Below are 19059 nucleotides of genomic sequence, written 5' to 3'. Positions count from 1 at the left end.
TCCTTCATCGCGCATCCTCCCGCTTCGGCGGTACCCAGCCGCGCAGGGTCAGGGCGTTCACCACCACGCTGACCGAACTGAGCGCCATCGCCGCCCCCGCCAGCACCGGGCTGAGATTGCCCGACGCCGCCAGCGGAATGCCGATCACGTTGTAGGCGAAGGCCCAGAACAGCCCCTGCCGGATCTTCGAATAGGTCCGCCGCGACACGTCGATGGCCCCGGCCACCAGCCGCGGGTCGCCACGCATCAGGGTGACGCCGGCGCTGTGCATCGCCACATCGGTGCCGGTCGCCATGGCGATGCCGACATCGGCCGCGGCGAGCGCCGGGGCGTCGTTGATGCCGTCGCCGACCATGCCGACGATTTTGCCCTCCCCCTTCAGTGTCGCGACCACGGCGGCCTTGTCGCCGGGCAGCACCTCGGCGAACACCCGCTCGATGCCGAGCGCCGCAGCGACGGAGCGGGCAGCGCCCCAGCCGTCGCCGGTCACCATCACCGGCTCCACCCCCTGCGCCTTCAGCGAGGTGACCGCCGTCACCGCGCTGTCCTTCACCGTATCGCCGAAGGCGACGAGGCCGAGCAGGCGCGGCGCATCGCCGACCTCGATCAGCCAGGACAGGGTGCGGCCGGTCGTCGCCAGCGCCTCCGCCTGGGCGGCGAGAGCGCCCGGCTGCAGTCCGGCCTCCTCCACCGCGCGGGCATTGCCGAGTTGCAGGCGCCGTCCCGCCACCGTACCGGCGACGCCGCGGCCGGGCAGCGCGCGGAAGTCGCTCACCGACTCCGCCGCCATGCCGGCCGCCTTGGCCCGCTCCCGCAGCGCGTGGGCGAGCGGATGCTCGCTGCCGGCCTGGAGCGCGGCGGCGAGACGCAGCAGGGACGGGCCGTCCCCCCCATCGGCCGGGAGCAGGTCGGTGACCTGCGGCTTGCCCTCCGTCAGGGTGCCGGTCTTGTCGAAGGCGATGGCGGTCAGGGCATGGGCGCGCTCCAGCGCCTCGGCGTCCTTGATCAGGATGCCGTGGCGGGCGGCGACGCCGGTGCCGACCATGATCGCGGTCGGCGTGGCCAGACCGAGCGCGCAGGGGCAGGCGATGACCAGCACCGACACCGCGGTGACGATGGCCGCCTCCAGATCGCCGCCGACGATCCACCAGCCGGCGAGCGTCAGCGCCGCCACCGCCAGCACCGCCGGGACGAACACCGCGCTGACCCGGTCGACCAGCCGCTGGATCGGCGCCTTCGATGCCTGGGCGCCTTCCACCATGCGGACGATCTGCGCCAGCATGGTTTCGGTGCCGACCGCCGTGGTCTCCACCACCAGCAGGCCGTCGCCGTTGATCGAGCCACCGGTGACGCGGGCTCCCGGCTCCTTGTCCACCGGCAGGCTCTCGCCGGTCAGCATCGACTCGTCGACGCCGCCGGAGCCCTCGACCACCCGGCCGTCGACCGGCACCCGCTCGCCGGGCCGGACCACCACATGGTCGCCGACGCGCACGCGCTCCACCGGCACTTCGGTCTCCACGCTGTCGCGGCGCAGCCGGGCAGTCGCCGGCCGCAAATCCATCAGGGCGCGGATCGCCGCCGCGGTCTGGCCCTTCGCCCGCGCCTCCAGCCATTTGCCGAACAGCACGAAGGTGATGAGGACCGAGGAGGCTTCGAAATAGAGATGCGGCTGGTGCCCGTCATGCGCGGTCAGCATCAGGTAGAGGCTGAGCCCCCAGGCCGCCGAGGTGCCCAGCGCCACCAGCAAATCCATATTGCCGGCCCCCGCCCGCACCGCGTTCCAGCCGGCGCGGTAGAAGCGCGCGCCGAGCCAGAACTGCACGATGCTGGCCAGGACCAGCTGCACCGAGCCCGGCAGCATCCAGTCCGCCCCGAACAGGTCACCGACCATGCCGGCCAGCAGCGGCAGCGACAGGGCCGCGGCGATCAGCACATGGCGCAGGTCGCGCCGGCCACGGTCGGCCCGCGCCTCCTCCTCGGCGTTGCCGCCGTCCTCGACGACCGGGGCGGCGCCGAAGCCGACCTTCTCCACCGCAGCGATCAGATCGGCACTGTCGAGGCTGCCGGCAAAGGCGACGACATGGGCGCGCTCGGTCGCCAGATTGACCGCAGCGGACTCGACGCCCGGCAGCCGGCCGAGCGCCTTCTCCACCCGGCCGGCGCAGGAGGCGCAGGTCATGCCGGTGACCGACAGGTCGAATTCCCGCCGTTCCGCCTGGAAGCCGGCGGCCTCCACCGCCTCGGCCGCGGCCTTGGCGTCGGGCCGGCCGGCGAAGGTCAGCCGCGCCCGCTCCGTCGCCAGATTGACCGAAACGGCGGTGACGCCCGGCACCCGGCCCAGCGCCTTCTCCACCCGGCGGACGCAGGACGCGCAGGTCATGCCCGACACGCCGAGGTCGAGGTCGGTCGGGGGTGCGGCGGCGGTCGCCGCGCTGCTGCTGGTCTGGGTCGTGGTCATGCCGGTTCTCCTTCGATTCCGCTCGGCATGGAGTGATATGGGGCTTCCAACCATTGGAAGGTCAAGGGGCCGATCGACGCAGAGTCGCCGATTCATGAACAAAAGGCCCGACGGGGGCGTTCGTGTCCTGACCGCAAGCCAGAGGAAGGGACCAGCCCCTTGACCCGCCTGACCATCGCCGAGGCGCAGAGCCGCGTTTCCCGCATGCTGACCCATGACGTCGTCGAGGATCTGCGCGCCGTGGAGTATGAGACGCCGCCACTGGCCGACGCCCCGTCCGCCACGCCGCTCTGCGAACTGCGGCGGGCGGAGGTCACCTTCAGCCACGCCCCCGGCTCGCCCGACTGCCTGTATCGCATCGGCGCCTTCGGCGATTCGCTGCTGATGAGGCTTCAACTGAATGTCTGGCGTTTCGTCGCGATCTATCAGGTGCCGGTGAAGGACCCCATCGACAGCAACACCATCGCCCCGCATTTCGAACGCTGGGCCATCGGCGCCGGCCATGCCGGCTGGACCATCGGCTGGCGCGACGGCGTCGATCCGTGGAAACAGGAGGTGCGGGTGGTGGAGACCTATTGCTACGCCATGATGCCGGAAGGCTTCCTGGACGATCCGCTGACTCAGCTCTATTGGCGCACCGACCTGCTGCAGATGACCCGCGCCTTCATGCTGGAAGCGCGGCGGATGGGCATCCGGCTGTCGGCGCCCGATTCGGTGTAGCACAGGTTTCGCTTGGCGCCGCGGGGGCGGCCGTGCTCAATCGGTGGGCATTTCCTTCCCCCATCCGAGCCCCGTCATGCCGCCGCTTCCCATTCCGATGCCGACCGACCTGTCCATCCTGCTGACGGTGATGGATTTCGTCGGCGTGTTCGTCTTCGGGCTCAGCGGCGGCACGCTGGCGGTGCGCAAGCGGCTGGACCTGTTCGGGGTGATGGTGCTGTCGCTGGCCGCCGCACTCGCCGGCGGGGTGATGCGCGACCTGCTGATCGGCGCGCTGCCGCCCGCCAGCCTGCACGATGACCGCTATCTGATGGTCGCGCTGGCCGCCGGATTGACCGCTTTCCTGTTCCACAAGCCGATCAACCGGCTGGGCAAGCCGGTGATGGTGCTGGACGCCGCAGGGCTGGCGCTGTTCACCGTCGCCGGCTGCGGCAAGGCGCTGGCCTATGGGCTCAGCCCGCTGCCGGCAGCTCTGCTGGGCGTGATGACGGCCTGCGGCGGCGGGGCGATGCGCGACATGCTGGTGGCCGAGGTTCCGCGGGTGCTGCGCGAGGAGATCTACGCCATGGCCTCGCTTCTGGGCGCCGCGGTGGTGATCGCCGGCCAGGAGCTGGACCTGCCGCCGGTGCCGGTCGCGGTGGCCGGCGCGCTCGCCGTGTTCGTGCTGCGCGTGGTCAGCGTGCGGCGGAACTGGAGCGCGCCGAGAGCGCCGGGGAGCTGAAGGAAACCCTCTCCCGCCCCGGGAGAGGGAGGGGACCCGCCGCGAAGCGGTGGGGAGGGTGAGGGGGATGCGCGGCAGGACGTTTGTTGAAATCCCGCCGCGCTTCCCCTCACCCCGACCCTCTCCCCGGGGGGGAGAGGGGGATTCTCCGGGATCGCGACCTTACCCCCGCTTGCCCCAGCCCGGCATCGGGAAGACCGGGTCGGCTTCGGCCGAGGCCTTCGGCAGAACGACGGTCGGGCGCAGCTTGTGGTTCTGGATGCAGGCGGACACCAGGCTGGTGTTCTGGCCCTTGTCGTCGAAGGTGATCGCCGGGCCGACCATCAGCTTGTCCGACAGGTTGGTCTGGCGCAACGCCGCCAGCAGGGCCGAGGACTCCGCGGTGCCGGCGCGCTTGAAGGCGTCGGCGGCGACCAGGATCGCCTCGAAGGTGAAGGCGACGTTGAAGGCATAGCCCTCGAAGCGGTCATTGGGGAACTGCTTCCTGAAGGCCGCCTCGACGCGCTTGGTCATCGCCGCCTTGGGATCGTACCAGGGCAGGTTGGTGATGGCGTAGTCGGCGTATTTGCCCAGCACCTTGTAGAACTGCTCGTCATACAGGCCGGGCGAACCGGGCGAGACGATGCCCTTCGGTTCCCACCGCTGCTTCACCATCTCGCGCACCATCATGATGGCGTCGTTGGCGCGGGTGGTGACGATGGCAAGCTCGGCACCGGTGGCCTTGGCCTTCGCCACCTCCACCGCCAGATCCTGCGCCTTGGGGTCGTAGGCGATCGATTCCAGGATCTGGAAGGGCATGTCGAGCTTGGGGAACAGCGCGTCGATGGCCGCCTTGTTCGCCATGCCGAAGGTGTCGTTGGCATGCAGGAACACCGCGGTCTTCGGCGTGGTGCCGGTGGCGGCGAACAAATCCTTCATCAGCGACATCCCGTTCGACACCAGCATGGTGGAGGTCGGGAAGTTGCGGAAGACGGTCTTGTAGCCCTGCTCCGTCAGCTTGTCGGCGGCGGCGATGTTCATCACCAGCGGCACGCCGCGCTGCTCGCACACCTGGGCGGCGGCGGCGGTCTGGCCGCTGTCGAAGGCGCCGACGATCACATGGGCGCCGTCGTTGATCAGCTTTTCCGTGCGCGAGCGGGCGACGTCGGCGTTCGATTCGGTGTCGGCCGACATCACTTCGATCTTGTAGCCGAGGTCGGACAGCACCGCCGGCGCGATGTCGGCGCCGCGCTGGCAGGCCTGGCCCGCCTGGGCCAGCAGGCCGGAGCGCGGCAGCAGCACGCCGACCTTCAGCGTGGTGTCCTGGGCGAAGACCGGAGCGCGGCCGAAGCCGGCCAGCACGCCGCCGGCGATGGCGGCCTGGCCGAGCGTGCGGCGGGAAAGGGCGAGTCCTCCGGTGGAGCGGTTCTTATGATCGTTGGTCATGATGCGACGGGGCCTTTTGGCTGGACGCGATGCGACTTTGGTCGACCGAAGAGTCCACCGGCACGGCCCTTCCTGTCAAAGTGGAATCGCCGAAGCCCTTCAATGCGCAAGGAAATGGCCGGGACGGAGAGCAAGTGGCGTTTTGCGGTGCAACAGGATGATCCTTTTGAAGAGGCACTTGAAGGAGGCACGGCCCGCCCAAAAGTTACGGAACGGGTTGTGACGAATTAGAGACCGATCTCGTGTTGAGCTTGGCACGCAAACTGTGGGCGGAGGCCATGTCGGGCGCTCCCTCGGCCGGTCCCTTCGGTGGCCGGGCCGGACCCGCGTCCGTGCCGCGCGGCATGCGAGTCTATGCGGTCGGCGACATCCACGGCCGGCTCGACCTGCTCGACCAGATGCTGGGCCAGATCGCCCACGACGCCGGTCAGGCGCCGAACCTTCTGAAATACCTTGTCTTCCTTGGCGACTATGTCGACCGCGGGCCGGATTCGCGGCTGGTGATCGAACGGCTCGCCTGCGGTCTGCCACCGGTCTTCGGCGCCGTGTTCCTGCGCGGCAACCACGAGGACACCATGCTGAGCTTTCTGTCCGACCTGCGCATCGCACCCGGCTGGCTGACCTATGGCGGCGACGCGACACTGGAAAGCTACGGCATCCCAGCGCCCGATCCCGACGCCCCGCCGGAGCATCTGCAGCAGGCGCAGACGATGCTGAACGGCCTGCTGCCGCCCCACCACCGCGCCTTCCTGACCGGGTTGCGCAACCACCTGACCATCGGCGACTATCATTTCGTCCATGCCGGCATCCGCCCCGGCATTCCGCTCGACCGGCAGGAGGACAAGGACCGCCTGTGGATCCGCGAGACCTTCCTGGCTTCGCGCGCCGATCACGGCAAGATCGTCGTCCACGGCCACACCATCGCGCCCGAACCGGAGCTGCTGCCCAACCGCATCGGCATCGACACCGGCGCCTATGCCACGAACCGGCTGACCGCCCTGGTTCTGGAGGGGACGGAACGGCGCTTCCTCTGCACCGTCTGATCGCCGCCGCCACCCATGGGTGGCATGGCTAAGAAACGATTAAGCCTCCGATGGGTTGCCCGGCAATTTGACAGGAGCGCCCGCGAACTACACCTGTTGAACGTTCGCCCACGATGCACCGGACCCCGACGGATTCCGCGGCGGCCCGGTGTCGTCAACGAGGTGTCGATACAAAACGATACTGTGCGGAACGCGGTCTCCCGGCACCATCCCAGTCCGGGCGTGCGTCACCGCCAGCTGGGGAGGATACGCATGCGGGCCAACCTTCTCGCCGCAGTGGCCGCCGTGCTGTCGGCCACCGCGGCTTCGGCCGGAGCCGAAACGCTCACGATCCACAGCGTCGATGCACCGCCGCTGACGATGGACAAGCCGGACGGGCCGGACCAGCGCGGCTTCATCGCGGACATCACGCTGGAAGCGCTGAAGCGCGCCGGCTATCGAAGCCAGATGAGTTTCATGCCGTGGAAGCGCGGGCAGCAGGAGGTCGCCGAAGGCGAGAACCTGCTGATCATCCCGCTTGCCCGGTCCCCGGCACGGGAGGCACACTATACCTGGATCGCCAACATCTTCACCGTGGATCGCAGCTTCGCCGCGGTGGGCAAGTCGATCGACAGCTACGATCAGGCCAGGACCGAGCTGACCAGCATCATCGTCGGCCAGGGCACCGCCCAGGAAGAGCTGTTGAAAAGCAAAGGCTTCCCGCCGAGCCAGCTTCGCATCATCAGGGTCGGACAGAAGGAAACCGAAGTCCTCAGCGCGAATGGCGACGAGGCCTGGTTCAACGGGACGCCGGAAACCCTGTGGAAATGGAAGAAATCCGGTCGTCCTGAAAAGATCGTGATCGGCAAGGCCCTCGACCGGGACGACGTCTATCTCGCCTGCTCGCTCAAATGCTCGCCGCAGATCGTCGAGAGGCTGAAGGCGGCGGTCGACGGCATGAAGGCCGACGGAACCGCCCAGCGCATCATCGATGCCTATCTGGAGTAACCGCCCCAAATGAAAAAGGGCTTCCGGATATCTCCAGAAGCCCTTTATCGATGGTCGGAGAGAGAGGATTCGAACCTCCGGCCCCTGCCTCCCGAAAGCAGTGCTCTACCAGGCTGAGCTACTCTCCGATCAGGTCACCGGCGGGCGGTGCCGTCCGCCGGTGGAGGGGGTGTATAAACGGTTCCGCACCGCCGCGCAATGCAAAGTCACAGGCGGGATGCTGCATCTTTGCCATTCCCGAAACACATGAAGTCAGGCGCTCTCGCTGCCGGGACTCCTGGGCGCAGAACGGAAAAAGGGCTCCTGGATTTCTCCAGAAGCCCTTTATCTATGGTCGGAGAGAGAGGATTCGAACCTCCGGCCCCTGCCTCCCGAAAGCAGTGCTCTACCAGGCTGAGCTACTCTCCGGTCATGTCACCGGCGGGCATGTCGTCCGCCGGTGGAGGGGGTGTATAAACGGTCCGGCCCCGGCGCGCAACGCAAAAAATGCGTCATCGTCAAAAAGATCCGGACCGCCGCCCACCCCCCTTGCCGCACTCTCAGAAATCGCGATCGATCACGAAATCAATGACTTCCAGCAGGGCCTGCTTGATCGGCCCCTCGGCGAACAGCCCCAGGCTGTCGCGCGCGATGGAGCCGTAATGGCGCGCCCGCTCCACCGTATCCTTCAAGGCGTTGTGGCGGGCCATCAGCGCCTGGGCATGTTCCAGGTCGCCGTCCTTCTGGTCGAGCTCCTCCATCACCCGGCGCCAGAAGGTGCGTTCCTCGTCGTTGCCGCGGCGGAAGGCCAGCACGACCGGCAGGGTGATCTTGCCCTCGCGGAAATCGTCGCCGACGGTCTTGCCCAGCTTCGCCTGCAGGGCCGAATAATCCAGCACGTCGTCGACCAGCTGGAAGGCGATGCCCAGATTCATGCCGTAATCGTAGAGCGCCAGCTCCTCCGCCTGCGGGCGGTTGGCGACGACGGCACCGACGCGGCAGGCGGCGGCGAACAGCTCGGCCGTCTTGCCCTTGATGACCTCCAGATAGGCCTGCTCGCTGGTTTCGGTGTCGTTGGTGGTGCGCAGTTGCAGCACCTCGCCCTCGGCGATGATGGCCGAGGCGCCCGACAGGATGCGCAGCACGTCGAGCGACTGCACCTCCACCATCATCTCGAAGGCGCGGGAGAACAGGAAGTCGCCGACCAGCACGCTGGCCTTGTTGCCGAACACCGCATTGGCCGAGGCCATGCCGCGGCGCAGGTCGCTTTCGTCGACGACGTCGTCATGCAGCAGGGTGGCGCTGTGGATGAACTCCACCACCGCGGCCAGCAGGCGGTGATGCTCGCCCTGATAGCCGCACATGTTGGCGGCGGCCAGAGTCAGCACCGGGCGCAGGCGCTTGCCGCCGGCTGCGATCAGGTAGCCGGCCAACTGGGGAATCATCTCGACCTGCGACTGCATCCGGTCGAGGATGATCTGGTTCACGGCGCTGAGGTCCTCGGCCACCAAAGCGGTCAGGTCGTCGAGCGGGGTAGACTTGCGCCGTTTCGGCTCGAAGTTGGTCACGACCGCCAAGGTCGACTCCACGGGTGATTGACGCCAGAATTTGCGCTAGGGAGCATAACGGCCTAGCCTCTTCGGTCAAGTCCGCAGGGGACCGTTCTTTCGAGACGCCCATTCCTCCGAGACACGATGATCGAGCTGCTGCGCACCACCGACCCCGTCCGCCTGTCCTGGCTGGTCGCCCTGCTGGCCGACGCCGGGATCGAGACCATCGTGCTGGACACCCATACCAGCATCCTGGAGGGATCCATCGGCGCCATCCCGCGGCGGCTGATGGTGGACGGCGACGATGCCGACCGGGCCGTCCGCATCCTGCGCGAGGCCGGCGAAGCGTGAGTGACGACCTCGTTCCGCAGGCGGAAGCATCCTTGGACCCACACGCGCAAGCACAGCCGGATTACCTGCTGAACGGGCGGGTGCGGCTGCTCCAGCCCGATGGCGGCTATCGTGCCGCCATCGACCCGGTCTTCCTCGCCGCCATCACCGCCGCGACCGATGGCGAGCGGGTGCTCGACGTCGGCACTGGCACCGGGGCTGCGGCACTGTGCCTCGCCGTCCGGGTGCCGGGCGCCGCCGTCGTCGGGCTGGAGCAGCGGGCCGACGCCTGCGCCTTCGCCCGCCGCAATGCGGTCCTGAGCGGGGTCGCCGAGCGGGTTGAGGTGGTGCAGGGCGACCTGCTGGCTCCGCCCGACGGCTTGCCCGCCGGCGGATTCGACCGGGTGATGATGAATCCGCCCTATCTGAAGGCCGGCGCGGCCAGCCGCCCGCCCGACGACTGGAAGGCCGCCGCGAACATGGAGGGAGCGGCGCGGCTGCCGGACTGGATCCGCTTCGCCGATGCGATGCTGAAGCCGCGCGGCACGCTGACGATGGTCCATCGCGCCGACCGCATCGACGACATCCTGCAGGCGCTGCGCGGCCGGTTCGGCAGCCTCGTGCTGGTGCCGCTGTGGCCGAAGCCGGGCGTGGAGGCCAAGCGGCTTCTGCTGGTCGCGCGCAAGGGCGGCAGGGCGCCGGCCCGGCTGACCGCCGGCCTGACCGTCCACAAGGCCGAAGGCGGCTACAGCCCGGCGGCGGAGCGGGTGCTGCGCGATGCGGAAGCGCTTATTTTTTAGCGCGGACGGAGCCTTTCAAACGGAAGACTTCAATCCCATCTCTGCCGGCATGAGCCTCAAATCCCTTCTCGCCAAACTCCCCTTCGGCCCCTGGCGCAAGGCCGGGCCGCTGGTGTCCGTCGTCCGCCTGACCGGCGTCATCGGCCAGGGCGGCCCGTTCCGCTCCGGCCTGTCGCTGGCCGGCGTCGCCCCGCTGCTGGAGCGCGCCTTCGCGCCCAAGGACCAGAAGGCGGTGGCGCTGATCGTCAACTCGCCGGGCGGGTCGCCGGTGCAATCGGCCCTGATCGCCAAGCGGATCCGCGATCTGGCGGAGGAGAAAAAGGTGCCGGTCTTCGCCTTCTGCGAGGATGCGGCGGCATCGGGCGGCTATTGGCTGGCCTGCGCGGCTGACGAGATCTGGGCCGACGAAAGCTCCATCGTCGGGTCCATCGGCGTCGTTTCGTCGGGCTTCGGCCTGCATGGGCTGATCGAGCGCCACGGCATCGAGCGGCGCCTCTACACCGCCGGCGACAAGAAGGTCCTGCTCGACCCCTTCTCGCCGGAACGCGAGGACGGCGTCGCCCATCTGAAGGCGCTGCAGGCCGACATCCACGAGGCGTTCAAGGCGATGGTCCGCGACCGGCGCGGCACCCGACTGACCGGGTCGGAGGAGGAGCTGTTCTCCGGCGCCTTCTGGGCGGGACGCAAGGCGCTGGCCCTGGGGCTGATCGACGGGCTGGGCGACCTGCGCTCGGTCATGCGCGGCCGCTTCGGCGAGAAGGTGCGGCTGCGCGTGGTGCAGCAGGAGCGCGGCATGCTGCGGCGACTCGGCCTGCGGACGGGGGGAAGCGCGCCGCTTCATGATGCGGGAGCGCCGGAAGCCTTCGCCGACGCCCTGGTTGCCGCCGCCCGCGCCTCGCTGGACGACTGGGCCGCGCGGGCAAGGCTGGGGCTATAGGCTCAAACTCACGCCGCCGAGTTCTGGGTCATCAGGGTGGTCAGCCAACGGAAGTTGGAGCCGTCGCCGGCCTGGATGGCGCTTTCCACCACCTGCATCGCGGTGGCCGGGTCCTGGGGATCGGGCACCGCCGCTGCGGCGTCCATGCCGAAGTCGGCCTGCCCCACATCCTGGGCGAACAGGGTGACCGCACCGACGCCGAGGCGAACCGCGGGCTGGGCGTTCGGCACGACTCCCGTTCCGTCCGCACCGGAGGTGCCACCCTCCCCCACCCCGTTCAGGGTCTCCAGCATCGCCGCGAACTGGCCGGCCAGCGCACCCGCCTGCCGGGACGCAGGCGTCCCTTTGCGCTCCAGGACGTCTTCCGCCCGGATGCGCATCGCTTGCGTGGCCTCGCTGTTGGCCATCATCGACATGGGACCATCCCCTGCGGTCAGTGGCGAACCGCAGGGGTACACGCAAAAATCACGCCATCAACACAACCGGCGGATCGCAAAGGTCAGGGGCGCCCCTGCGACGAATTGACCGGCAAAAATTTCCCAGCAGCCCGGCAGAAGTTACCCAGCGGCCGGCAAGGCTTGCCCATCCGCTGCGACTCGTCAGTCGCGGCCAATCAATCGCGGCCAATCAATCGCGAAAGTTCTGGTACTGCAGCGGCTGCTCAATGCCCAGCCGCTTGACCAGGGCGATGGCATCCTGCAGATCGTCGCGCTTCTTGCCGGTCACCCGCAGCTCGTCGCCCTGGATCGAAACCTGGACCTTCATCTTGCTGTCCTTGATCCCTTTGACGATGCTCTTCGCCAGATCCTGCGCGATTCCCTGCTTGATCGTCACGGTGTGGCGCAGCGCGTCGCCCGCCGCCCGTTCCGGCTTGGCGGAGAAATCCAGCGCCGCGGCATCCAGCTTGCGGCGGGTCACATAGACGCGCAGCAGCTCCTGCATCTGTTCCAGCTTGGTGGCGTCGTCGGCCAGCAGAACGATGTCGTTCTCGGTCCGCTCGACCGTGCATTTCGAGCCCTTGAAGTCGAACCGGGTCTCGATCTCGCGGCGGACGCCGGCGATGGCGTTGTCGACCTCGTGGACGTCCGTCTTGGACACGATGTCGAAGGACGGCATGGCGGTTCTCTCCTGGATAAGGACTTGTCACGAACGAATCGGGCGCACCGTAAAGAAGAGCGGCGCCACACTCAACAGCCGCCTGACGACCGGCACATCTCATTGCGAGGGTGGGCGGAACGGCAGGACGATCTCCCGCAATTCCTTGCCCGGCAGCAGCAGGGTCGCCACCGCCCGGTCGGGCTCGAACCGCCAGCTGCGCGCATCCTGCAACTCGGGACCGTCGCACTCCGCCGAAAGATCGGGGCCCAGCGCCGTCCGGCAGGCGGCGATGGCGGCCTTGGGCCAGGACGGGTCGCCGAACATCTGCGCCAGCGTCGGCACACGGCTCCGCTGGAGATCGACCGTCAGCCCCGCGGCATAGCGGAAGCCGTTGCCTTGCACCCCTTCGCCGAGGAACTGGACCGACAGCACACCGGGAGAAACGGCATAAACATCGGCCGTCAGGATCAGCTCGGCCTCCATCCCCTCGGGCAGTTCGGTCGCCTCCGTCCGGAACGCGGCAAGCTCGCCCTCGACGAAGCGGCGGAGTGTCTCGTTGAAGAAGGCCGCGCCGGGCGTGGCCGGGTCGGCGATCTCCGGCCGCTCGGCACGGATGTAAAGGCGGGTTCCGGGCTTCCCTTCGGTCAGCGGAACGGTGCATAGCCGGGCGCCGAGCGCCGGATCGGCCCGCAGGGCGGCAAGCTGCCTCGCCTGCCGTTCGGCTTCTTCCGCACTGCCGGATTGGGCACAGGTGAAGCCGGCCGCCGGTACCGGGCCGGCGCCGGCAAGCAGAAGCGGCAGGAAGAAGAGAGCGGCGGCGGAAAGGCGGGCCATGCTGCGGCGTCCATCGGGAAGGAGACCGCAACAGTGGAGCAAAGATAGCCCGGCCGCCGCAACAGCGGCCGGGGTCGACGGCTTCCCGCCGTTCAGTTCATCTCTTCGGCGTAATGGCAGGCGACCAGCCGCTCGTCGACACTGCGCAGCGGCGGAACCTCCGCGGCGCAGCGGTCGGTGGCGAAGGGACAGCGCTTGTGGAAGGCGCAGCCCGGCGGCGGGTTCAGCGGAGACGGCAGCTCGCCCTTCGGCACCACCCGCTCCAGCCGCAGGTCCGGGTTCACCCGCGGAGTCGCCGCCAGCAGGATGCGGGTGTAGGGATGGCGCGGCCGGGTGAAGACCACGTCCTTGGCGCCATGCTCCACCGGCTTGCCCAGATACATCACCATCAGCGAATCGGCGATGTGCCGCACCACGCTGAGATCGTGGGAGATGAACAGGTAGGCGAGGTTCAGCTCTTCCTGCAGATCCATCATCAGGTTCAGCACCTGCGCCTGGATCGACACGTCGAGCGCCGACACCGGCTCGTCCGCCACGACGACGCGCGGGTTCAGCATCAGCGCGCGGGCGATGGCGATGCGCTGGCGCTGGCCGCCGGAGAACATGTGCGGATAGCGGTCGACCTGATCGGGACGCAGGCCGACCTTCCCCATCATGGCCACCGCGCGGTCGCGCCGCTCGTGCTTGTCCATGTCGGTGTTGATCACCAGCGGCTCGGTCAGGATGGATCCCACCGTCTTGCGCGGGTTCAGCGAGCCGTAGGGGTTCTGGAAGACCATCTGCACCGTGCGGCGCAGTTCCTTCATCTCCGCCGCACTGCGCCCGACGACCTCACGGCAATCGTAGAGAAGCTCCCCCGAGGTCGGCGGTTCGATCATCGTCACGGCCCGCGCCAGCGTCGACTTGCCGCAGCCGGATTCGCCGACGACGGCCAGCGTCTTGCCGGCCTGGAGGCTGAAGGACACGCCGTCCAGCGCCTTCACCGTCGCCAGCGGCTTGAAGGCCCCGCGCTTGACGGCATAGTGCTTGCGCAGGTTGCGGGCTTCCAGCACGACCGAACGCTCGGCGGCGGCCTCGACGATGGGGAACTCGGATTCGGTGCTCATCACAGCGCCTCCCCGGCGGCGAGATGGCCGTCCGGCAGCGGGTAGAAACAGCGGGCGCGCCCATCGTCCACGTCGAACAGGGCCGGGCGCTCGGCACGGCAGCGGTCGTCGGCGAAACGGCAGCGCGGGCTGAACAGGCAGCCGGCCGGCCGGTCGGCGATGCCCGGCACCATGCCGGGAATGGTCGGCAGCCGACGCTTGCCCAGCGCCCGCTCCGGCAGCGCGTCGAGCAGGGCGCCGGTGTAGGGGTGGCGCGGCCGCTCGAACAGCGAATGGACCGGCCGCGTCTCCGCCACCTGCCCGGCATACATCACGACGACGCGCTGGGCCGTCTCCGCCACCACGCCCATGTCATGGGTGATCAGGATCAGCGCCATGCCGCGCTCGCGCTGCAGCTGGACCAGCAGGTCGAGGATCTGCTTCTGGATGGTGACGTCCAGCGCCGTCGTCGGCTCGTCCGCCACCAGCAGGCGCGGGTTGCAGGCGATGGCGATGGCGATCATCACGCGCTGGTTCATGCCGCCCGACAGCTGGTGCGGGAAGGCGGACAGGCGGGTCTCCGGAGCGGGGATGCCGACCTGCTCCAGCAGGGCGATGGCGCGGTTGCGCAACGCCTTGCCGGACAGCCCCTCATGCACCCGCAGGGTCTCCATGATCTGGAAGCCGACGGTGAAGCAGGGGTTCAGGCTGGTCATCGGCTCCTGGAAAACCATGGCGACGTCCTTGCCGGTGATCTTCCGGCGCTGGGCGGCGGGCATGGTCAGCAGGTCCCTGCCGGCGAACATCATCCGGTCGGCGACGACGTGGCCGTTGGAGCCGAGAAGCCCCATCACGGCCAGCGAGGTCACGGACTTGCCGGAGCCGGATTCGCCGACGATGCCGACGACCTCGCCCTCGTCCACGGTCAGGTCGATGCCATCCACCGCGCGGAAGGTGCCGGCGCGGGTGGTGAACTCGACCGACAGGTTCTTGATGTCGAGAAGAGGCATGGGGTCAACGCTTCAGCTTGGGGTCGAGCGCGTCGCGAAGACCGTCGCCCAACAGATTGAAGGCCAGCACGGTCACCAGGATGGCGATGCCGGGCCAGGTCACGACCCAGGGGGCGCGCTGGAGGAACTGCAGCGAGGAGGCCAGCATGGTGCCCCATTCCGGCGTCGGCGGCTGCGCGCCGAGGCCGAGGAAGCCCAGCGCCGCGGCGTCCAGGATGGCGGTGGAAAAGCCCAGCGTCGCCTGCACGATCAGCGGCGCCAGGCAGTTCGGCAGCACCACGATCAGCATCAGGCGCAGCGGACCGGCCCCGGCGACGCGCGAGGCGATGACATAGTCCTTGTTCACCTCCGCCAGCACGGCGGCGCGGGTCAGGCGGGCATAGTGCGGGATCACCACCACCGACACCGCCAGCATGGCGTTCACCAGCCCCGGCCCGAGGATGGCGGCCACCACCACCGCCAGCAGCAGCGAGGGCAGAGCCAGCAGGATGTCCATGGCGCGCATGATCAGCACGTCGGCGATGCCGCCGAAGAAGCCGGCCAGCAGGCCCAACCCCAGCCCGACGGCCAGCGACAGGGTGACGACGATCAGGCCGATCATCATCGACAGCCGGGCGCCGAACATCAGGCGCGACATCATATCGCGGCCGATGTCGTCGGTGCCCAGGATGTAGGTCCAGCTTCCGCCCTCCTGCCAGACCGGCGGCGTCAGGATGGCGTCGCGGTACTGGATGTCTGGGTCGTGCGGGGCGATCACGCCGGCGAAGATGGCGATCAGCGCGATCAGCACGATCACCACCAGACCGGCCAGCGCACCCTTGTTCTGCCTGAAATGATACCAGAACTCGGTCAGCGGATGCGGCGGGCGCGAGACCGCGACCGTTTCCGGGGTGGCGGGTTCTGCGTTGGTCGAGAAATCAGCGGACATGGATTGGCCTCACCGCGCGTGACGGATGCGGGGGTTGAGGACGCCGTAGAGCACGTCCACCAGCAGGTTGACCAGGATCACCGAGGTGGCGATCAGCAGGACACCGCCCTGCAGGGCCGGATAGTCGCGGCGGTTGATCGATTCGATCAGCCATTTGCCGACGCCCGGCCAGGAGAAGATGGTTTCGGTCAGGATGGCCCCGCCCAGCAGCGTGCCGACCTGCAGGCCGATGACGGTCACCACCGGGATCAGCGCATTGCGCAGCGCATGCATGCCGATGACCCGGCCGTCGGCCAGACCCTTGGCGCGGGCGGTGCGGATGTAATCCTCGCCCAGCACCTCCAGCATGGCGGAGCGCGTCATGCGCGCCACCACGGCAAGCGGCACGGTGCCCAGCACGATGGTCGGCAGAACCAGATGGCCGAGAGCGGAGCGGAACGCCTCGTATTCGCCGGCCATCAGCGTGTCGATCAGCATGAAGCCGGTCACCGGCTCGACGTAATGGATCAGGTCCAGGCGTCCCGACACCGGGGTCCAGCCCAGCCCGACCGAGAAGAACAGGATCAGCAGCAGGCCCCACCAGAAGATCGGCATCGAATAGCCGGTCAGGCTGATGCCCATCACGCCGTGGTCGAACAGCGATCCGCGCTTCACCGCCGCCAGGATGCCGGCGGGCAGCCCGACCAGCGTCGCGAACAGCATCGCGCACAGCGCCAGTTCCAGGGTGGCCGGGAACAGGGCGATGAACTCGCTCAGCACCGAATTGTGGGTGACCAGCGACAGGCCGAAATCACCGGACAGCACGTTGCCGACATAGTCGAGGAACTGCTGCCAGAGCGGCCGGTCCAGACCCAGTTCATGGCGAAGGGCGGCCAGCCGTTCGGGCGCGATGCCCCGTTCGCCGACGCGCACCTCGATGGGGTCGCCGGGAACCAGCCGGATCAGGATGAAGGTCAGAAAGGTGATGCCGAGAAAGGTCGGAATCACCAAGCTCACCCGCGTCAGGATGAAGCGAAGCATCGACGGGTACTCGTTTTTTAAAACTGTGGTGAAAACTGGAACGGAGCGCTGCCTCGACAACGCCCCGTTCCGTCAGGGGCACTTGCCCCACCCTGGCTCTTCCCCCGTTTGGGCACTACCGGACGCATACACCTTCGGTCGCTCGCAAGTCACCGGACTTCATGGGCCTTGCGTCATCCCCGCGAAGGCGGGGATCCAGGATACTCCGCGGATCAGCCGCCGAGCCGGCTGGAGTCCCGCCTTCGCGGGAATGACGGCCGAGGAAACCCGTGATCTCCGGTGGCCTGCATGGTCCTCAGATGCTGCGTCCCATAGCGCTTTCGCAGGGAAAGACACTGTCGCCCGATTCAAAGGAAGGCGGGTGCATGACGAGCACGCTCCCGCCCCCGCACTCAAACCGCGCCCTTCCGGGAAAGGGCGCTACGCATCACTTCAGGTCGACGCCCTCGAAACGATGGATTCCGAACGGATCCATCTTGTAGCCGACGACGTTCTTGGCGAGGCCCATGTAAACCACCGAGTGGGCGATGGTGTACCAGGGGGCCTCTTCCTTGAAGATGACCTGCGACTGTTCGTACAGCTTGGTGCGCGCGGCGATGTCGGTGGTGCGCTTGGCCTGGACGACGAGGTCGTCGAACTCCTTGTTGCACCACTTCGACAGGTTGTTGCCGCCCTGACGCGCCGCCTCGCAACCCAGCAGGGTGTAGAGGAAGTTGTCGGGGTCGCCGTTGTCGCCGGTCCAGCCGAGCATGCCCATCTGGTGCTCGCCCTGCTGCATGCGCTTGCGGTACTCACCCCATTCGTACTGCACGATCTTCGCCTTGATGCCGACCTTGGCGAGGTCGGCCTGCATCATCTCGGCGATGCGCTTGGCATTGGGGTTGTACGGGCGCTGCACCGGCATCGCCCACAGATCGGTCTCGAAGCCGTTGGGGTAGCCGGCGTCGGCCAGCAGCTTCTTGGCGCGCTCGACGTCGTACGGATAATCCTCGATCGCGGTGTTGTACGACCACATGGTCGGCGGGATCGGGTTCTTGGCCGGGACACCGGCGGCCTGATAGACCGCGGCGACCATCGCCTTCTTGTCCATCGCCATGCTGACGGCACGGCGGACGCGGACATCGTCGAACGGCTTCTTCGTCACGTTGAAGGAGACGTAGCCGACATTCAGGCCTTCCTGCTCCTGAACGACGATCGAGCCGTCCTTCTTCATTGCGTCGATGTCGGCCGGGTTCGGATACGGCATCACCTGGCACTCGCCGGCCTTCAGCTTGGCCAGACGAACCGCCGCGTCGGGCGTGATCGCGAACACGAGATTGTCCAGCGGCTGCCTGCCGCCCCAGAATTGCTCGAACGCCTTGTAACGAATGACGGCGTCCTTCTGGTAGGCGACGAACTGGAAGGGACCGGTGCCGACCGGAACCTGATCCAGCTTCTCCGGCGTGCCCTTTTTCTGCAGCATCGCGGCATATTCGGCCGACATGATCGGCGCGAACGGCATGGCGAGGTTCGCCAGGAACGGCGCCTCGACCGCGTTCAGCGTGAACCTGACCGTCAGGTCGTCGACCTTCTCGATCGACTTCAACAGCTTGGGCATCGCCATGTCGTTGAAGTAGTCGTAGGCGCCGCCCGACACCTTATGGAAGGGATGATCCGTCTTCCACTGGCGCTCGAACGAGAAGATCACGTCGTCGGCGTTGGCGTCGCGGGTCGGCTTGAAATCGCCGACGCTGTGCCACTTGGCACCGGCGCGCAGCTTGAAGGTGTAGACCAGGCCATCGTCTGAGATGGTCCAGGACTCGGCCAGGCCGGGAACGACCTTCGTGCCGCCATGCTCGAACTGGACCAGATTGTTGTAGACCGGGAGGGCCACGTCGAAGCTGGTGCCGGTCGTGTTCAACATGGGGTTGAAGTTTTCGGGGCTGCCCTCGGAGCAGTAAACAAGGGTCTTCGCCGCCTGGGCCGGCGCCGACAGCGCCAGCGCCGCGGCCATACCAAGCCCGGCACCCAGCAGGATGCGCTTCATTCGTCTTGCCTCCCGATTCCGGTTGGAGCGTACGGAAAATTTGCCAGAACGCCTTTGGAAATAGCGTCGACATTTGGCGCGTGCCCACGGCACCTGTCAACGTCAACA

At 67.8% G+C, this 19059-nt stretch carries 18 protein-coding genes and 2 tRNA genes; 7 read left to right on the top strand and 13 right to left on the bottom strand.

The genetic code is table 11. The features are described 5' to 3' along the window. Positions 1-4 precede the first annotated feature (4 nt). Complete coding sequence (locus AZOLI_RS15405) at positions 5-2458, bottom strand: heavy metal translocating P-type ATPase (RefSeq protein WP_014188089.1); 2454 nt, start codon at positions 2456-2458, stop codon at positions 5-7. Between the two features lie 159 nt (positions 2459-2617). Between AZOLI_RS15405 and AZOLI_RS15400 the strand changes: the two genes are divergently transcribed. Together AZOLI_RS15400 and AZOLI_RS15395 are read left to right on the top strand one after the other, a co-directional pair. Then, complete coding sequence (locus AZOLI_RS15400; protein ID WP_014188088.1) at positions 2618-3178, top strand: hypothetical protein; 561 nt, start codon at positions 2618-2620, stop codon at positions 3176-3178. Between the two features lie 76 nt (positions 3179-3254). Further along, complete coding sequence (locus AZOLI_RS15395; protein ID WP_014188087.1) at positions 3255-3899, top strand: trimeric intracellular cation channel family protein; 645 nt, start codon at positions 3255-3257, stop codon at positions 3897-3899. A 162-nt stretch (positions 3900-4061) separates the two neighbouring features. Here AZOLI_RS15395 and AZOLI_RS15390 read toward each other — a convergent pair whose 3' ends face one another. Beyond that, positions 4062-5324, bottom strand: coding sequence for an ABC transporter substrate-binding protein (locus tag AZOLI_RS15390; protein ID WP_014188086.1), 1263 nt, complete (start codon positions 5322-5324; stop codon positions 4062-4064). A 278-nt stretch (positions 5325-5602) separates the two neighbouring features. On the opposite strand from AZOLI_RS15390, the gene AZOLI_RS15385 reads away from it, so the two are divergent. Beyond that, entirely contained in the window at positions 5603-6367 is a 765-nt protein-coding gene (locus tag AZOLI_RS15385; protein WP_044551781.1) for a metallophosphoesterase family protein, read from the top strand. Positions 6368-6619: 252 nt separating this feature from the next. Next, entirely contained in the window at positions 6620-7354 is a 735-nt protein-coding gene (locus AZOLI_RS15380) for a substrate-binding periplasmic protein (RefSeq protein ID WP_014188084.1), read from the top strand. Positions 7355-7405: 51 nt separating this feature from the next. Here the strand turns inward: AZOLI_RS15380 and AZOLI_RS15375 are convergent. The 3 genes from AZOLI_RS15375 to AZOLI_RS15365 form a co-directional block, all read right to left on the bottom strand. After that, a tRNA-Pro gene (locus AZOLI_RS15375) sits at positions 7406-7482 on the bottom strand. A 203-nt stretch (positions 7483-7685) separates the two neighbouring features. Next, a tRNA-Pro gene (locus AZOLI_RS15370) sits at positions 7686-7762 on the bottom strand. A 131-nt stretch (positions 7763-7893) separates the two neighbouring features. Next, positions 7894-8910, bottom strand: coding sequence for a polyprenyl synthetase family protein (locus tag AZOLI_RS15365; RefSeq protein WP_014188083.1), 1017 nt, complete (start codon positions 8908-8910; stop codon positions 7894-7896). A gap of 117 nt (positions 8911-9027) precedes the next feature. Between AZOLI_RS15365 and AZOLI_RS15360 the strand changes: the two genes are divergently transcribed. Genes AZOLI_RS15360 through AZOLI_RS15350 form a run of 3 tightly spaced genes read left to right on the top strand, consistent with a single transcriptional unit; the run spans position 9028 to position 10950 of the window. Further along, on the top strand, positions 9028-9234 hold the full coding sequence (locus AZOLI_RS15360) for a putative signal transducing protein (protein ID WP_014188082.1): 207 nt from the start codon (positions 9028-9030) through the stop codon (positions 9232-9234). 32 nt (positions 9235-9266) lie between these two features. Then, positions 9267-10013, top strand: coding sequence for a tRNA1(Val) (adenine(37)-N6)-methyltransferase (locus AZOLI_RS15355; RefSeq protein WP_162488216.1), 747 nt, complete (start codon positions 9267-9269; stop codon positions 10011-10013). Positions 10014-10062: 49 nt separating this feature from the next. Continuing rightward, positions 10063-10950 (top strand): S49 family peptidase, encoded by an 888-nt coding sequence (locus AZOLI_RS15350; protein ID WP_044551397.1) that lies wholly within the window; start codon positions 10063-10065, stop codon positions 10948-10950. Positions 10951-10958: 8 nt separating this feature from the next. Here the strand turns inward: AZOLI_RS15350 and AZOLI_RS15345 are convergent, their stop codons facing one another. The 8 genes from AZOLI_RS15345 to AZOLI_RS15310 all read right to left on the bottom strand — a co-directional run bounded on the left by AZOLI_RS15345 (position 10959) and on the right by AZOLI_RS15310 (position 18951). Next, the gene (locus AZOLI_RS15345) at positions 10959-11366 is read right to left on the bottom strand and encodes a hypothetical protein (protein WP_014188079.1); all 408 of its coding nucleotides are present in this window, start codon (positions 11364-11366) and stop codon (positions 10959-10961) included. Between the two features lie 211 nt (positions 11367-11577). Then, the gene (locus AZOLI_RS15340; RefSeq protein ID WP_014188078.1) at positions 11578-12066 is read right to left on the bottom strand and encodes a YajQ family cyclic di-GMP-binding protein; all 489 of its coding nucleotides are present in this window, start codon (positions 12064-12066) and stop codon (positions 11578-11580) included. Positions 12067-12165: 99 nt separating this feature from the next. Then, a complete protein-coding gene (locus AZOLI_RS15335; RefSeq protein WP_014188077.1) occupies positions 12166-12882 on the bottom strand; it encodes a hypothetical protein in 717 nt (238 codons plus the stop codon). 92 nt (positions 12883-12974) lie between these two features. Continuing rightward, on the bottom strand, positions 12975-13988 hold the full coding sequence (locus AZOLI_RS15330) for a peptide ABC transporter ATP-binding protein (RefSeq protein ID WP_014188076.1): 1014 nt from the start codon (positions 13986-13988) through the stop codon (positions 12975-12977). Further along, positions 13988-14977 carry an ABC transporter ATP-binding protein gene (locus tag AZOLI_RS15325; protein ID WP_014188075.1) on the bottom strand — a complete coding sequence of 330 codons (990 nt, stop codon included), beginning with the start codon at positions 14975-14977 and terminating at the stop codon, positions 13988-13990. Before AZOLI_RS15325 ends, AZOLI_RS15330 begins: the two co-directional genes overlap by 1 nt. Positions 14978-14981: 4 nt before the next feature. Continuing rightward, positions 14982-15905: an ABC transporter permease subunit gene (locus AZOLI_RS15320; protein WP_014188074.1), complete on the bottom strand. Its 924-nt coding sequence runs from the start codon at positions 15903-15905 to the stop codon at positions 14982-14984. A 9-nt stretch (positions 15906-15914) separates the two neighbouring features. Further along, positions 15915-16925, bottom strand: a complete 1011-nt coding sequence (locus AZOLI_RS15315; protein ID WP_014188073.1) for an ABC transporter permease subunit — start codon at positions 16923-16925, stop codon at positions 15915-15917. A gap of 427 nt (positions 16926-17352) precedes the next feature. After that, positions 17353-18951 (bottom strand): ABC transporter substrate-binding protein, encoded by a 1599-nt coding sequence (locus AZOLI_RS15310; RefSeq protein ID WP_014188072.1) that lies wholly within the window; start codon positions 18949-18951, stop codon positions 17353-17355. Positions 18952-19059 lie beyond the last annotated feature (108 nt).

Origin of the sequence: Azospirillum lipoferum 4B (genome assembly GCF_000283655.1) — a bacterium.
In the GTDB taxonomy this organism is placed as follows: domain Bacteria; phylum Pseudomonadota; class Alphaproteobacteria; order Azospirillales; family Azospirillaceae; genus Azospirillum; species Azospirillum lipoferum_C.
Note: the sequence above shows the minus strand (reverse complement) of the source record. Positions and strands in the feature narration are given on the sequence as shown.